Below are 17,802 nucleotides of genomic sequence, written 5' to 3' on the forward strand. Positions count from 1 at the left end.
CTTCCCAGTGCCGGCAGCGCCGAAACATTACTCACATTAATGTTTACTCCAGGCAAGCTTGCCTGTTTTCCGTTCTTCCCTGTTTCCTGAATCACCAAGGTATGCTTCCCGTTCGTAAGTTTCGTTGTATCCAAGCTGTAGTGATACCCCGAATTACTGTTGTTATACGCCGGAAGTGCTGCTGCCACATCCGTTCGCGAGTCTCCATAGCTTGCCGTTCCTACGGGACTGTTATCGATGAGTACTTGTACCGTGCTCACTCCGCTGCCGTCCAAATACCACCCCCATAAGTTGACAGTCCCGCTCAGCGTCCCGCTTATGTTCGTATCTAAACTTCCTTTCGCCGGTAACGAGGTATAATAAGGTGTTAAAGCATTGAAAAAGGCATCAACATCCAATGAACCAAGTCCTGTAACTGCATCCCATCCAGTTCCGGCATTATAACATCCATTATAGCCAACCGTTATATCGTGAAACACAGAAAAGTTTCCTTGATATAATTTATATAAGTTGGGATTAAGTAATCCCAGCCGAGTATTTTGCTCAGCATTATAGGCTGCTATCCATCCGGCCAAAGTTGGCGCTGAGGCACTGGTACCCACCATAGCATTATCTTGCGGAGGATCACTCAAATAAGTATCATAGCCCGGACTAGTAGCTGCAAAGCTAAGATCGGGCACTCCCCTCCCTGTAGCACTGCTAGAAACAATTCCGTTTTGCCAGGCTGGAACCGGGAAATCAGTGGAAAATCCTCCTCCGGAGGCATTCGGATAACCATTCCAGTTGTTGTCCCAAGACCATCCCCACTCGCTTGCCGTTTCATTAGTATTGCTATTAATTGCTAACTGCGTTCCTCCAACGCTTAACACATAAGGACTGGCAGACGGCATTTGTGCAAATGGTGAAGCCATGGGATTTGTCGAACCTAGATTTTCATAAGCGCCGTTATCTCCTGAAGAAGCAACAACTGTTATTCCTTCAGCCGCTGCTGCCTCCAATTGAGTTTCCCAAGCATTTTCGTAATCAGTTGGTAAAGGTCCTATAAATCCGTAACTTATAGAATATACTGAGACTCTATCTTCCTGAACCGCTGCAGTCAATCCATCAAGCATATCTCCATAATCTGCGTAGAAATAAATTGTTGCTCCAGGTGCCGATGACTCTACCCGTTGAATGTCCAAATCAGCTTCTTCAACAGCTCCAGAATCGGGAGAATTGCCCGTTTGATCAACTGGTACAGGAATAAAATTCGCAGCAGGCAGCCCATATTTATTTTCAAAAGCAGCGAGAACATTAGGGTCGGGCATAGTATCACCATAGATCCCTACACTTGCATTATGACCTGATAAATTATTCACAATATTGGTTGCATCATAAGCGGTATTGATTTGATTCGGCGTAAATGCAGTCTGTACGATATTTGGCCCTGTCCATGTTAAAGAAATAGAATTTGTCGCTGTCCCACCTGAAGAATCAGGGATTGAAAATGAAAAGTTTTCAGTCCCTGCCTGATAGGCCTTAATATAAAGGTCCATTTCTCCATTAGAATCTGTATTATTAGGCTCAAATGATGAGGCCCACAATGCTGAAGCTGGAATATTACCTCCAAGCAAAGAAACGGATAATCGCGCATTAGTTATATAATTACCACTTTGATCTTTTGCTATAATCCGCAGATATATATTTTGCCCTGTCGGAGCAGATAGTCCATTTTGAAATCGACTATCTGAAGTTATTGTTAAGCTATCTCCCGATGTTGAATTAGGTATGACTGCATCAGAAGAAATCGGTATTTTTATTAGATTGTGTGTAGAGGAGCTATCCGGATGCTTAATTTCGTGTGGTGTAAGGCCTGTAATTGTCTCAATATATGAAGATACTTCTGCTGGCACATTAATTGCCATAGTTGCAGTTGGCATAACTTTAGCATCTATTTTAACTTGCTTAATTTGAGTTTTAAATAATTTCGCTATTGTTCCAACAGTTCCTGTATATTCTAAATGAGATTTTAATTTGTCCGCTTTATCTCGAGTTAATCCAAAGGACGTAAAATACGAATTCACACTTGTTACTGCAGAATCAGGAGGACCAAACATCGCATTTAATTGATCCGGCGTTAAAAAATGATGGTAATTTGGTGATTTGGGATCCGACACCGATTTAACATAATTATCCAATCCCTCTGGATCAGACATTTTTAAGTATATATGTACAGGGATTACGGTACTATCCGGAATGGGTACAACCGCATGATTTACCAGAATTGAAGGGTCAGGCGTAATTATTAGGGGGTGTGTCTTATTACCAAGGCCTGCTGGGACTTCACTCGCATAAACTGTTTCCACGGAGCTAAAAATGAAAAACATTAACATCAAAACGCTAAAAATTTTTAATAACTTTCTTTTCATTTATCCCCATCCTCAATACAAAAATTATTATGCAAATACCTAATAAAATCCCATTATCCCTCCTTTAAAAGATTCCTCAATTTTCTTTCTGTCCATACATATCTTTACAATACTATAGATCGTCTGTAAAATCTATATTTTTCAAAATACTGCTATCCTGAGGTCTATAAAGATAATTAATACCTTGTTGTTCCTTCATATGAACTTACTGCCTGCTTTTTTAATCTTTTTTCCTTTTAAAGAGGATGGGGAAAATTGGAGTAATTAATATTCATATTACACACTGCATTAATATATAATATTCAAAATATTTTAAAATTTTCTCCCAATTTGAAGGAGTTCTTTTATCGAATGTAGAATTGTTTTTGTATACATTTTCTATGATATACATTTTTAGTAATTAATTATTTATTTTTCCATCTTAAGCCTCCACTTCTACAGTGGGAGTGGAGGCTATAGCTTGCTTCGATGGGGGTAGAGCTCCCACCGAAGCCTGATGTTCAGCTTCAGCTGAACGAGTTCACTAGAATCCTTTCTTAGAAATTTAAATAGGGGGGTGCACGACAAACTATTAAACGGTTTCGGAAAAGAGATATTCATCCACTACACAGAAAGATCCAAAGACAGAGGAGGTTTTTTCCAAATGAAAAAAACTCAAAATATCTTTGCATCATTGGCTATTATGAGTATGACCCTAACCACAGTGCCATTACATGCTTTCGCGGACAGCATGGTGCCAACTCGTATAGCAGGTAATACCGCAGCTCAAACTGCTGCAGCAATCGCAGATCAAACCGGCTGGACTGGCATAGCAATTCTTGCTTCCTCAGCCTCCTATGGTATGGTAGATGCCCTGACTGCAGGACCACTTTCTACTTATTTGAAAGCTCCGATCCTTTTAACCGGTCCTGGAAACACCTTGGACCCTGACACAAAAAATGAACTTACCAAACTCAATGTTAAAACGGTTTATGTCACCAGCGGTACCGCTGTAATCAGCCAAGCGGTGCTTGATCAATTATCAGGCATGGGCATTTCAGTTATTTCCCTTGGTGGTCAAGACCGTGCAGAAACTTCCGTTAACATTGCTAAAAGAATGGTTGGCGTAACTAAGGTTGCCGTTGCCAATGGATTACAAGATGCTCTTTCCATTGCTTCCGTTGCTTCCGCTGCCAATGAGCCTATTCTCTTAACTGACAAAAATTCCGTTCCTCCAAGTGTTGCAGCTTACTTAACAGCTAACCCGAGCATCACTTCATCTGATGTTATCGGCGGAACAGGTGTTATCAGTGATGCAGTAGCGGCTCAATTCCCGCACGCTACCCGCCATTTCGGAAACACCGCTTATGATACCAATAACCAAGTTATCCAAGACTTCAGTTCATCGCTCAAATTCGATAATGTCTATGTAGCCAATGGCAACACTGGTATTGATGCTCTTGCAGGTGCGCCTCTTGCAGCTATGACCAACTCCCCCATTGTCCTCACAGACGGAACAGTTCCTGCAGCAGCTGCGTATGTTCACGGTAAACTAGCCGCTGATGCTGTTGTAACTGCTCTCGGCGGTGCAGCTGTTGTTTCTGATCAAGTACGTACCGGTATTCTCACAGGGCAAGTAAATAACCCAGGTGGACCTGTAGCTGTTACCTCTGTAACTGCTGTAAGCGCTGCGAGCTTCGAAGTAAAATTCAGCTCAGCACCTGCTGATCCATCTAAAGTTTCTTTCACAGTTACCAATACAGGCTCTCCCGTTACTGTAACTACCAGCTGGGACTCCACCAATACAGTAGCTACCTTGTCTTGCGCTAATAACTTGCCTGAAGGAAGCTACGCTATCGATGTTCAAAATAACTCGTTTGATCTTGGCACAAGCACCGTAGCTATTACTGCACAAAAAATTGCTAAGATCACTATCAATTCAACGAAACTTGCTGTGACCACAGCAAATTCAACCACTGCCGGCGGAATTGGTTATGCTACCTTTATAGCTCAGGACCAATATGGCAGTGATATTACCAGCAGCTATCTGGCCAATAACATTACCTGGACTACTGGTGTCGGTTCTATTACTGTTCCAACGCATGGTGTATTACAGGTAACACCTAATACCATGAATCTTCTCACCTTCTCCACAGTGGTTATCACAGGTTATGATTCAAGCTCCGGTGTTTCTACAAGTGCAACTTTAAATACTTCTACAGCGGCTGGAACATTAAGCAGTATAACGCTTAATAAACTGATCAACTCAAACAATGCAATTCTTACCGCTCAGGATACCAGCAACATTTGGTATATTGATTACACCGCTAAAGATATGAGTGGCAATCCCACGAATGATTATAACCTTGTAAAAAACGGCTTAATTACAATTGGAACCGACTACGAGATAACATGCTCCAATCCCTATGTAACTGCCAAAGTTGTACAAGATCCTAATGACAGCAACAAAGCTGCAATTCAAGTTACAGTTAATAGTACCTCTGTTCAAATGGATATGCCCGTAACTATTACAGCTATGTGTTATGGAGGAACCCCTTCCTCTTTGACTTTAACGCTGAAGAAACAACAATCTGTTGAAACCTTCACTCTGATGGCTCCGAATCAAGTAATTGCTTCTGGTGAATACAAACAAATTCCGTTTATGGCCTATGACCAAAACGGAGTTCAACTTACCAGATATAGTGATCTTACGAATGTTATTTTAAGTCCTCTATATTCCAATTCAAGTCAACCAGGAGCACAGTTAATACAAAATCCTGACGGTACAGCAAGTTTATGGTATCAGGCTAGCACACTTCCTGCTGGTTCCAACCAAAGCCAGCCCGGAGTCATTACGGCAAGTGTCCCCGGATCAGGTAAAATCAGCACTATCACCATTAATATCCAAACACTTCCCAAAGCCAACACGCTGACTTTAAATAGTCATATTATGATCAGTTCTATGGAAGCGCCCACTGTTGCGTGCAATTTGATTCCTACCTCCGCCGCAGACTACGGCGCAATTGAAAAAGTTGACTTCGGTTACAACTATGGGGGCTTAACCGTTAACGATCAATATGGCAGACCTATGGACTTTACCTCGCTTGCTAAATACGGAGCCGATGGTAACCGGTATCAAGTTGCGGCAACTACTACAGGAGGCTCCATTGCTTTGGATCAATGTGGTTCTGATAAAGAAGTTATGCTGCCTGCAGGTTATGGAGTAAGGTATGCTGTTGCCAATGCTGGGAAAAGCATCGAAATCAGGTCCTTAAAGCCAGGTCAGCAAACAGTTCGTTTCTATTTGTATGATACTTACCAAACGGCTAATGTTTCTGGCAGAAGGTCAGATGGTTCAACCTATAACAGAGGTGATTACATTTTTAATAACAGCATCAAGAACTACAACGATTTATCCCCAATTGATTCTAAGTCTGTGACTTACTCAGTGCTCCAAAATAAAGATATTAAAGGCTATACTATTGCTAAAGAGCCAAATCCAATATATGCAAAAATTCCTGCAACGACAAATTCAGCTCCAACAACAGCAGGGGCAATTACACTTCAGCAACAGGAGTACGAAGCTAACCCTTATGTATTTGGGCTGACAGCAGGCGGTGGTTTAGTAGTGCTTGCCGGCTATTCTATACAAGGGGCTTATGTTAATTCCAGCGACTTCTTAGTTGACACAGAAAATACCGGTGAGGTAAGTTGCGCGAAGCATACTGCCGATGCTGTCTATGTTGCGGCCAAAAAATTGGATCCTTCTAAGTCTTCGTCAAGCACTACCTTGACTGTAACTATAAAAGGTGCTGACGGGCTGACACATGCCGTAACAACGCCTATTACTTCGTCAACGACAAACCCTGTTGCACAATCGATGGGCGTGTATGTCGACCAAACAATAAATGGCGCCTCTCTCTCTGACGACGGCACCACGGTTTATATTAAAGCGGGCTCCGATGCCGATACTACAGGTTTAGCTGTAGGAAAATATCTCTCCCGTTATATTCCTGCCGCAGCTGCATTAAATGTTGGCGGAAAAAATCGCGCTGTAGTGTACTTCTATGCTAAAGATTCCTACGGAACAAAAGGTATCGATTTAGCATCAATAAGCCTAGTGGGCAATACTGGTGATTTTACTGCAACTAATGTTACCAGTAATGGCGAGTTTAGCCTTAACAGTGATGGCAGCATTGCAAAAAATACATTAGGCCAAGAAGTACTAAGCAGTTCAGAGCCCGGCTTTACTAAGTATGTGACTGTTACCGGCGTAACAACAAGCGGATTACTGCAAACAGTCAAGATCGTATACACTAAGTAATAGGAACACATTAGAGTGATTAATAATATCCTGGCTTCCGCCGAGCTCTGCTGAGGACAGAAGCCATTAATTAAAGTTAATGCTTAAAAAGTATACTTTGTAATAGTTGAATGAAAACTGGCCCTGAATTTCAGAAAGAAAAATCAGGGCCAGTTTTCATTCTATTATTATCGTCCCATTATCGTTCTGTTATTGTTGTTTTATGATTGTTATTGTATTTGCAGGCCCCCAAAATGATCACTGCGAAAGTAAGAGGCCTCCGTCTATTGGATTCCTAATCTCAAACCTTGAGATTATCAAAATCACTTTGTGGCAGTGTAGGTAATATTCGAGAAATCACTTGGGCCTTTAGCACCAACCGCCTGCACTTTATAATAATAAACCTTACCAGTGGATACCGAACTGTCAAGATACGTTACAAAGGCCGGAGAGGCAATTTTCTCATACGTTCCAGAAAATGATGTTGCCCTATAAATGTTGTAATAAGCAGCATTACTGACTCCGCTCCAACTCAACAGGATTTGCGAATTATTCTGGCCCACTGCAACAAGATTTGTAGGTGGAGAAAAAACACTCTGGTCTAGTAAAGCCGTTGCGTACACCACGTTTGAGAATGCACCAGTGCCTGTTGTATTTACCGCCTGAACTTTATAGTAGTATGTTACGCCAGACGAAACGGTATCATCCGTATAGTATGGAAAAGTAGCCGAAGTAACAAGTTGATATATCCCCGAATCAGCAGTGGTTCTATAAACATTATATGAAATGGCATTATTTACCGAATCCCAAGACAAATCGATCTCGTTCGTATCTACGGCATCCGCCTCAAAATGATTTGGACTTCCAAGTATACCGTTATTATCAACACCGGTATTAGTTCCACTATTATTTCCCGTATTAGATCCGCTGTCAGTACCGCCATTGACACCACTAGTAGTACTACCCTTAGTCCCGCTATCAGTAGCAGTTCCAGAAGCAGCACTAGTATTAGTTGTAATAGTGCTTAGCAAATTATCCGATACGACTGCTGTTCCACCTAAAGCCGTTACCTTTTTAATGTTGTTCATATTATCCGTAAAAAAACTCAAGGTTTCAGCGTTAAGTGGTTCTTTTACAAGAATGACCGGCGATTTTGTTAGTGAGGCAAGTACAGATCCAGACAATGCATCGGGGTAGGTTTCTCCTGTTGCTACATAGCATGTGCTCAAATCAAGATCTTTAGCAAACGTTTTTATGATTTCGATATTTGTACTATAGTGATCAGTAGAATTTATTCTTTGGGGAGAAGGAAGTTGCTTAACAACACCATCACTAATATAACTCTCATCACCTAAAACATAGGTTTTCTCTACTGATTTCTCTACATAATCCTTGATATCCGGCTGGAGCAAATTTTCGGGCGTAAGTATAATTGGCATTTGTTTTAGTGCCGCAATAGGTGCAACAGATAATACATCTTGAAAATCATCACCTGAAGCAATCACTGCATCATCAGACTTACCTAAAACTTGAGCTACATCTAAAGATGTTGCATAGCGATCTTGTCCGGCAATTCTCCATACATTAATGCCTAAATTCTCTATTTCTTGCTGCACTCCTGCGGAGAGAATTCCTTGTCCTCCAATCATAATTACACTTTTTACATGCAAATTTAAAAGTTCTTCTTTCGTTGCGTCCTCCAGGTGATTGACAGAATTAAGCAAAATGGGAGCATCATATTTTGCGGCTAGAGGAGCAGCACATAATGCATCAGGAAAATTCTCCCCACTGGCGACGACTGCGTAATAGGACGAAGTCCACCCTGCATTAGCAATAGCTGCAGCAGTCTGATACTGATCTTCTCCGGCAAGACGGGTATTCTGAATCTTCGTCGCTGTTACTGCATAGGCACCCTTGGGCACCATTATCATTGAAACTAATAGGCAAAGTGAGATAGCAACTGATTTGAGTTTCAATTTTTGCATCACTATTGTCTCTCTTCCTTTCAAAATAATTTTTACTCTTCATATTATTTTCAATACTGATCAAACCTCTTTGATATATGATGGAGCAATAAATTTATAGCCAAATTATACCACGAAAAACATGAAAAACCTGCAATAATTACTTAAATTTACAAGTCGTGAGTCAATTATCTCTTAAGATAGGTGCCAAATAGCTGTATCTATTTTCACTGACCGTCTATAAACCTTTACAGTGAGTTTTTTTCTCAATTCTATGTAAGAAAAGGAGCCAATACACCCGAAAGCATATTGACTCCCTATCTCAATTAGTAACTTATGCAGTAAACTTTGGATCTGAGATTACTGTACTACATTAATCTTAACGGTTTGTACTAATCCACTTGTTGTTACAGCAGTAACAGTAAAGTAATAGTGTCCGTTTGCAGCAATAGCAGCGTTAATAGCACTAGCATCTACGTGAGTAATTCGTCCATATTGGTCAATTTGGAAATTGGTATGGCTGGCATCAGATGTTGCGTCAATGTCATCTGAATTGTCAACGAGGCTGACATTTGCTAAATCCATACCTTTTGAACCATAGGAATCTTTAGCGTAGAAGTAAAGAGGTGCAGGATTTTTACCATCTTTTACGTCTGCTCCGCTACCTGTGATATTGGCATCAGAAGGATTGATATAGCGTGCCAGATATTGTCCTTGAACAAGGTCAGCAACCGGAACTGTAGCTGTTGTTCCATCATCGGAGAGTGTAACACCCGGTACTGTTGTATCAACATACAGGTTAATCGATTGTGCTACAGGATTTGTTGTGGAAGAAGTGATCGGAGTAGTTACTGTATGCGTTAATCCATCAGCGCCTTGGATGATTACTGTCAAAGTAGTGTTTGAACCAGTCTTCGAGGCATCTAATTTATTTGCTGCAACATAGACCGCATCATAGTTTCCAGCTCCCGACAAGGTACCATAAGAAATAGAACCTTTTTCGGTCGGGTCAACTGTGAAGTCAGTTGAATCAACATACGCTCCTTTTATTGCGCCGTTTTTCAATACTACTTTACCGCCGCCGGCTGTTGTTCCCCATACATATGGATTAGCCTCATAGGCCTTAACACGAGGTGTAAAACCTCTGCCAAGCGTTGAGTCATATTCCGTATAGAGAGGACTAGCTACTTTATCAATAGCATAACCTTTGATATCAGTATTTTTGATTACCGAGAATGTTATAGTCTTGGTATCAATTGATGTTGTTAATGCACTAAAGTTCTTGAGAGCGGGATTAAATGCGGCATTATTCGCTTGTGTAATATCATACAGAGCAAAAGTAACGGTTTGTTGGCCTGTGGCGTCTGATAAGATTTCTACACCTTCGCCGCCATTACCACTGCCATCTAAGCCATTGATTAGAACTTGAGATTGAATAGCAGAGCTAGTAGTTCCATCTCCATAGGTTTGATGCAGCTCTATCGAACTTCCTGTTGTGGATGCGACAACTACGAATCTGTCATTGGGGTTGGTCGTACCATTGTAGGTGATGCCACCGTCTCCATATTTGGTGAGATCGGTGAAATCCATCGGTCTGCCATATTGGTCAAGAACCGATAAGCCGCCATAGTTGTAGCCAAAGTCTATACGTTGTTGTGCACCGTCAGATTGCATTGTACTTACAACTTTTGTGCTGTCTAAGGACAATGTGTTAGCTTTAACAGGAGTTTGGACGTTAATGGTTATTGTGCTGATCTTACCGGTTACAGGAACGCTTGCAGTAATAACACCCGGTTGACTTTGGTTAGTGTTATTGACAGCAGCTTGATACCACAGGCTGGCAGTTCCATCTGGATTTTGGACCAGCTTAACTCCGGTAGTCCCAGGGCCTGTATATTGAGGGCTTAAAACAACATCCTTAAGATCGCTGTATTTGGTGAGTTGAACCCCATTTTGGTCATAGGCCATAAATGGAATTTGTTTGTATTCACCGGAAGCGATGCTGTAAGACGGAGCCATTAAAGTGAAAGTATTTACACTAGCCTGTTTCTTTAATGTCAAGTTCAATGATGAAGGAGCTCCACCATAAGTCATGGCTGTGATCGTTACAGGCATATCCATTTGAACAGAGGTGCTGTTAACTGTAACTTGAATAGCTGCTTTGTTGCTGTCATTAGGGTCTTGGACAACTTTAGCAGTTACATACGGATTAGAACTTGTTAGTTCTAGGTCATCCCCAGTTGTGATCAAACCGTTTTTAACGAGGTTATAATCATTGGTAGAATTTCCGCTTAGATCCGTAGCAGTATAATCGATATACCAAATGTCGCTGGTATCTTGAGCGGTAAGAACTGCGTTGTTTGAACTGGTCAGTTTGTTAAGCGTAATGCCGCTTAATGTACCAGCAGCTGTGGAAGTATTTAAGGTTGCACTTGTAGAAACACCTGAGCTTGAATCATAACCTGTGATAACTACTGTGGAGAAGGTAAGAAGATTCGTGGTGCCACTAGGTGTTACTTCCAATACGCCGTGTGATGGAACAGTAACAGAACCGACACCGGTTGTCCAGGTAATGTTGTTAGCCAGATAACTGCTGGTGATATCAACGCCATATTGGTCGTATACTTTAAACGTAGCATAACCAATTCCGCCGGTGATGCTTGAACTTGTTGTGGTCACAGCAAGTTTCGTTGAATTGATATCAATCTTAGCAATCTTTTGTGCAGTGATAGCTACAGTGCTTGTACCAAGATCAACTGAGTCATTTTGAACATCGATTGAATAGCTTCCTTCAGGCAAGTTATTAGCGCAAGACAAGGTAGCTACTGTATTGGTGGAGTCCCAGCTAGTAGTTACAGCAACAGGAGAGCCTGTATTGGTAACTGCGAAAGAAACTTTAGATGGATCAGCGGGTGCTGAGCTAAATTTTACTTCGAAGCTCGTAGCGCTGACAGCAGTTACGGAGGTAACAGCTACAGGGCCGCTTGGATTAGTTACTTGTCCTGTAAGAATACCGGTACGTACTTGATCAGAAACAACAGCTGCACCGCCGAGAGCAGTTACAACAGCATCAGTAGCCAGTTTACCGTGAACATACGTAGCTGCTGCAGGAACTGTTCCGTCTGTGAGGACAATGGGGGAGTTGGTCATAGCTGCAAGAGGCGCACCTGCAAGAGCATCAATACCAGTGTTGCCATTGGCTACATAGACATTATCGAATTTGAGCGATGAACTGAAGTCTTGGATAACTTGGTTATTGGTATCATAAGCGGTGTTTCCGAAATGGCGGGTAGCGTGCGGGAATTGAGCCGCTACTGCATCACTGATAACACCTGTTCCGCCGATAACATCAGATGAAGTGATGCTCGGGTTAGCTGTTAAGTAAGCTGCAACACTTGGAGGAACGGAATTTTTGTCAGTTAAGAGAATAGGCTCATTGGCAGCGGAAGCAACGGAAGCAATGGAAAGAGCATCTTGTAATCCATTGGCAACGGCAACCTTAGTTACGCCAACCATTCTTTTAGCAATGTTAACGGAAGTTTCTGCACGGTCTTGACCACCAAGGGAAATAACTGAAATGCCCATGCCTGATAATTGATCAAGCACCGCTTGGCTGATTACAGCGGTACCGCTGGTGACATAAACCGTTTTAACATTGAGTTTGGTAAGTTCATTTTTTGTGTCAGGGTCTAAGGTGTTTCCAGGACCGGTTAAAAGGATCGGAGCTTTCAAATAAGTAGAAAGCGGTCCTGCAGTCAGGGCATCTACCATACCATAGGAGGCTGAGGAAGCAAGAATTGCTGTGCCAGTCCAGCCGGTTTGATCTGCGATTGCTGCAGCAGTTTGAGCTGCGGTATTACCTGCTATACGAGTTGGCACCGTGCTATCAGCAAAAGCATTGAACGGTACTACTGTTAAGGCCATTCCAGCAATAGCTAAAGATGCTAAAGCTTTTTTAGTTTTTTTCATGTAGTGAATATCTCCTCTCGTCTTTGGATCTCTTCTGTCTGGTGAATGACTATCTCTTTTCCTTACCTAGGACGTCTTTTAGTCGTCCCTCACCCCCTTAACATGAGTAGCACAATCTTTAGACATTGCGCAATATCTAAAAGTAGACCTAAGACTTTAGCGGGAGCGTCCCCCCTGAAGATGATATCTCATCCGCTCAGGCTACCCTTTAGAACCGCATAAAATATGAAACCACAAAAAAGGGTCTACATTAGCTATATGTATTCTCCATAATAACTAATATTCCTGCTTACTGTCCGATTTTTTTTTATAAGTCTTTTAATTCAAGCCCAAAAATCCCCGAACAGACCACAGTCAGTACTTGTATAGTCTACACTAAAACTAACTAGTTTTCCACTATTTAGCCAAAAATATACTCTACAAGTAAGCTTATCTGAGTATAGCATAGTTTTTTGACCAAGATGTGAAAATCTTGTTAACATCTAATAAATATGTTATTTAGAAGTTTTAGCGAATAGTACAAGCTTAGGAAAAATTGAGCATATAGACTTGGCTGAATACCCGAGATCACTTTTAATTCTCTTCGTATGAAAATACGTCTCTAGTACCCTTTATACTTCAAAATTCCTTCACATATCCCTGCGGCTGCCTTCTCTTGGAAATCCGGTGACCCCAAAAGTTTTTCCTCATTGGGGTTGGAAATAAATCCAATTTCGATAAGAACCGCCGGCATCTTCGTGTTTTTAATGACATAAAAGGGAGCATCTTTTACTCCTCGGTCGTTCAATCCTATCGCTGACACTAATTCACTTTGTACATTTTTGGCAAGAGCCTGGGATTGATCAGCTACAGGACTTGCTGAACTGTAGTAGCTTGTTGTCCCTGAAGCGCTTGGATTGCTGAAGGAATCATTGTGCAAGCAGATGAACATGTCCGCATTGGCATCGTTGGCAATTTTTGTACGTGCTTGAAGGTCAGAAAGCTCGGAATACGTCCCCTGAGCAGGAGATACATCTGTACTTCGAGTCATGATTACCCGTGCCCCAGCCGAACGCAAATCATTTTCCAGATCTAAGCCAACCGCCAACGTGTTGTTCTTTTCATAGGTTCCTGAAGGGCCAATAGCACCGGTATCCGGTCCTCCATGTCCCGGGTCAACAACAATAGTTAGTCCGGCTAATAATGAAGAGGGCGGAATTGTCCCTTCAAGCATACCCTTAACTTGATCACTAATGACTGCAGGCCCACCAATAATAACCATATTGAGCGGGCTAGCGGTTGGCCTTGATAAAACGGAGTATGTTGGCCCCGGCAACGTGGTTCCTTGAGTCATAACAATCTCCGCGTGCTGTTTTGCTGCCAATGCTCCGGCAGCAAGAGCATCCGGAAAATTTTCCCCGGTTACTACGTACATCGTTGTCGCAGTGAGATCGTTCTGAGCGAAGTCATAGACGTCTGCGGCGGTCTCGTAACGATCATTTCCGGCTATGCGCTGCACATTGTTTAAGCCAGTTAAGGTTGAACTGGAAACAACTGCCTCACCACCCACAACAACAATATTAATATCTCCGTATTTTTGTCGTAATGTGTCAAGTTCTTGTTTTGTAGCATTAGGCATCGTATTAGCCTGCGTAAGAAGAATCGGTGTCTCTGTCTCACCGGCGTAAGCGGAAATCGCCAAGGCATCCGGGAACTGATCTCCATTGGCCAAAATTACTTGGCCTTTAAATCCTACACGTTCAGCAACCTTTTGAGCCGTTTCGTATTGGTCTTGGCCCCAAATCCGTTCCGGCTGTGGAAAACCTGCATTTTCCAGATCCGTTTCCACTTGAGAGCTTAGAGCCATGACTCCGCCTAAGAGAATGACCTTTTTGGCACCTAAGCGTTTAATTTCCTGCATGACATAAGGATCAACTCCCTGGGACTGGGTCAAAAGAATGGGGGCATCTAATTGATGGGAAAGGGGTGCGGCAACTAAGGCATCCGGAAAATGATCACAATTTGCCAATAAAACTGTATCCGCATGCTGCCAGCCCGCTTGAGAAACTTTTATGGCCGTGTCAATCTGCCTTACCCCGTAAATTCTTGTGGTTCCAAAGTCCAAGGGAGATGCATTCGCGGGATTTTGAAACGCTATAAGGAAACTAAAAACTGCGATAACTATCCCAATGATCTTCCATTTTAAATGAGCCAATTATGATCCCTCCTTTTTAGCAACAAATTACTATTATTCGACATATCTAAATGATGTCCTGCAAAAAATTATGGTATTTTATCCCTTGCTAACGCAGCATGGCCTCTACCTTCTGGACGACACTGTCGGGCAGAGCGACCTTCCCGCCCAAAGTTTCAATTTCTTTTCCTTTCCACGACCTCAAAAGGGCCGCTAAACTTGAAGGTATTTCCGTCTTTGTCGGGACTAAGACAATCATTGAACCTTCCATAGCTGCCCGCACAGCTCCTGTAAGAGCATCCGGGAAGTTTTCTCCGGTAGCTAACTCCAGCTTTGACGAAAGAGGAGGATAGGATTGTAAAACAGCCGTTGCGGTGTCATAGACTGTGTTCCCGGCAATCCTTTTAGGAAGAGAAAGTTGATCTTCGATCTCGGAGCTAATGACAGCTGTTCCTCCTACAAGCAGCGTATCCGTGACCTGGAGTTCCTCAAGAGCGGTTTGCGTATCTTCAGATAAAACATCAGCTTCTGTCAGCAGTATGGGGACTCCCTGGCGTGCAGCCCAGGCGGAAATGGTTAACGTATCTTGAAAATGATTTACATTGGCAATCACTGCTCTTCCTTTTGTTCCTAATGCCTCAGCGATAGCACGGGCAGTACCTTCCGCAGTATAGCCGTAAAGTCGTTTAACGGTATAAGTCTGTCGCAGCTCAATTTCGATTGCTGAAGAAAGGGCAGCCGGACCGCCTAAGAGATAGATCGTCTTTGGAGCAAGGCGTTGGATTTCCTCCCGAACCTCAGGTGTCAATGAAGAACTGGAGGTAAGCAGAATAGGCGCCTGCAGCTTGTAAGCAAGAGGGGCACCGGCCAGAGCATCCGGAAACTGATTGGCCTGGGCGAGTATCACCGCATCCGCTCCTGTCGGAAAGGCAGCCTGGGAAATTGCCACCGCGGTTTCTTCAGATGTAATACCCGCAAAACGCTGAGTTAATTGATCGGCGGCTTGAGCTGTCCCTGCCGCATAAATGCCCGGATTAAAAAGGCCAAGATGTATTTCTCCGGTTTGAAGTTCTCCCCCTAAGGCAATCCAGCGCTCGCCATCCCAGTGATAAATAATTTCGTTCGCTGTTCCCTTCAAAGATGGATCAGTGCAATTTAGGGAAAGCATTTCTTGAGGGGTCTCTGTTCCCCATTCCACATCAAAGGCCGGAGTTAAAATCCTTGCCCCGTTAGGAAGAGCCGCCGGGGTAGGAACGGTAGTCAGGGAAACATCAGCTGGAGAGTCAAAAGCCTGTGAGGGGACTGACAAACTAAAACTAGCCGACCCATCCGTGCTTTGCACATTTCCTCCCAGAATGCCCACTTTTGCCGGGGAAGAAAGAGTTTGCTCTGTTTGAGCGGCAAGGGTCAAAGCAAGTTTGACATCAACTAATCCATATCCGTATTTATTGTCTCTTCCAGGAGTTCCAAGATCTTTAACGCCTGCTTCCATGGCCGCAACGACTTGCTCTCGCGTCCAATCAGGATGTAAACCCCAGATGAGAGCCGCCTCCCCGGCAACAAAGGGAGAAGCCATTGAGGTACCGCTGGCATTGGCATAACCTAGCCCCTCAGACATACTCCACCAATCACTGACGATTCCATCCCCTGGAGCAGCTAAACTGATCTGCGGCCCTGTTGCAGAAAAGGAAGCGATACTATCATATTTATCCGTGGCGGCAACAGCCAGGACATGTGGGTCTGCTCCAGGATAACTGACTCCGGCGCTTTGGGGCGACGAAGGATCGATATTTCCGGCGGAGGCGACTAATAAACATCCTTTGTTATAAGCATGTTTAACAGCTTGCTTTATCACCTCAGACGAGACTCCATTCTCCGAGCCGAGACTAAGATTGATGATCTTTGCTCCATGATCGGCGGCCCAAACTATTCCGGCAGCGATAGCATCATCATATCCATCTCCCTTAAAATCAACTGCCTTAATAGGCATAATTTTCGCCTGATAGGCTACACCGACAATTCCCACATCATTGCGTTCCGCTGCAGCGATCCCGGCAACATGTGTACCATGTCCATTATCATCTTGATTATCCCCGGGGGCATCACTTTGGGTGATCGCATTGTAGCCGGGGACAATATTATCCTTTAAATCCGGATGGTTGAGGGCAATCCCAGAATCTACGATGGCAATTGTTACCCCCTTGCCTGTTGCCCCCATGTCCCAAGCTCCCTGAACATCCCCGTTGACGATAGACCATTGATACTTAAAATACGGATCTTGAGGTGATGAGGAATCAACAGCAGCTATCTTATGAAGGTGATTCTCTTCCGCAGTGAGAACCCCAGGGAACCTTTTGAGGCTGGGAATTAGAGAAACTGCATTAGTCGTGCTGTTAAATTCCAGGGTCGCAAAATTTAACGGCCCGCGACGTAGAACCGTGGCCTTAAATGCCTTAGCCACATTTGTAATATCTGTTTTAGAGGATACGGAGACGACAATTTGCTTTGATTGTAATGAATCCGATGCCAAGTTTGGCGATTGAGTTTGAACATTTGTTTTTTTACCATTCATTTGGCTTAAAAATAAAGACTTATTCGATGCGGTATTTTTTATCGAGCTAAGAGTCTTTGCTTGAGCTTGGGTTCGAGCTTGTTTTTGAGTCTTAATTGCTCTTATGGCAAGATCGTCCCGCCCCATTGAGGAAATAAGTAGATTAGAGTTTAATATTAATCCAATTATTAAAAATGGAACAATCCCATATTTAGTTTTATGTGCAGATCTAATAGCGAAACTCACTTTACCGAAGATATCTCCCACTCCCTTTAATTCAAAGCATTTATATAGCGACTAATTCGACAAAAATCGCCGCTTTCCTTTTCTTCTTTTTGCGTCAATCAAAAGCAATCTCCTGTAATACCCCTAATTGTTTGATATTGGCATTCGACTTGTCGAAATTTCGGCAGGTGTTCTCATTTTTGTAACGAATACTTAATGGCAACAAATAA

General features: G+C 42.9%; 6 protein-coding genes. 1 reads left to right on the forward strand and 5 read right to left on the reverse strand.

The genetic code is table 11. The annotated features are described in order from the left end of the window. Positions 1 to 2,408: S53 family peptidase (locus tag DEAC_RS22040; RefSeq protein ID WP_161796416.1), on the reverse strand; the 2,408-nt coding region annotated here is incomplete at its 3' end. A 643-nt stretch (positions 2,409 to 3,051) separates the two neighbouring features. On the opposite strand from DEAC_RS22040, the gene DEAC_RS03980 reads away from it, so the two are divergent. Then, positions 3,052 to 6,711: a cell wall-binding repeat-containing protein gene (locus DEAC_RS03980; RefSeq protein ID WP_053006273.1), complete on the forward strand. Its 3,660-nt coding sequence runs from the start codon at positions 3,052 to 3,054 to the stop codon at positions 6,709 to 6,711. Between the two features lie 302 nt (positions 6,712 to 7,013). On the opposite strand, the gene DEAC_RS03985 is transcribed toward DEAC_RS03980, so the two are convergent. The 4 genes from DEAC_RS03985 to DEAC_RS04000 form a co-directional block, all read right to left on the reverse strand. Beyond that, on the reverse strand, positions 7,014 to 8,621 hold the full coding sequence (locus DEAC_RS03985) for a cell wall-binding repeat-containing protein (RefSeq protein WP_161796417.1): 1,608 nt from the start codon (positions 8,619 to 8,621) through the stop codon (positions 7,014 to 7,016). Between the two features lie 393 nt (positions 8,622 to 9,014). Then, on the reverse strand, positions 9,015 to 12,623 hold the full coding sequence (locus DEAC_RS22565) for a cell wall-binding repeat-containing protein (protein WP_047808761.1): 3,609 nt from the start codon (positions 12,621 to 12,623) through the stop codon (positions 9,015 to 9,017). A 601-nt stretch (positions 12,624 to 13,224) separates the two neighbouring features. Beyond that, on the reverse strand, positions 13,225 to 14,817 hold the full coding sequence (locus tag DEAC_RS03995; RefSeq protein WP_083995887.1) for an N-acetylmuramoyl-L-alanine amidase: 1,593 nt from the start codon (positions 14,815 to 14,817) through the stop codon (positions 13,225 to 13,227). 88 nt (positions 14,818 to 14,905) lie between these two features. After that, positions 14,906 to 17,368 (reverse strand): S8 family serine peptidase, encoded by a 2,463-nt coding sequence (locus DEAC_RS04000; protein ID WP_200903093.1) that lies wholly within the window; start codon positions 17,366 to 17,368, stop codon positions 14,906 to 14,908. Between the last annotated feature and the right edge of the window lie 434 nt (positions 17,369 to 17,802).

This window comes from Desulfosporosinus acididurans, assembly GCF_001029285.1.
GTDB classification, from domain to species: Bacteria; Bacillota; Desulfitobacteriia; order Desulfitobacteriales; family Desulfitobacteriaceae; genus Desulfosporosinus; species Desulfosporosinus acididurans.

Coding starts and splice junctions, on each gene's coding strand:
- DEAC_RS03980 (WP_053006273.1), top strand. CDS start 3,052: ATGAAAAAAACTCAAAATATCTTTGCATCATTGGCTATTATGAGTATG.
- DEAC_RS03985 (WP_161796417.1), bottom strand. CDS start 8,621: ATGATAATGGTGCCCAAGGGTGCCTATGCAGTAACAGCGACGAAGATT.
- DEAC_RS22565 (WP_047808761.1), bottom strand. CDS start 12,623: ATGAAAAAAACTAAAAAAGCTTTAGCATCTTTAGCTATTGCTGGAATG.
- DEAC_RS04000 (WP_200903093.1), bottom strand. CDS start 17,368: ATGAATGGTAAAAAAACAAATGTTCAAACTCAATCGCCAAACTTGGCA.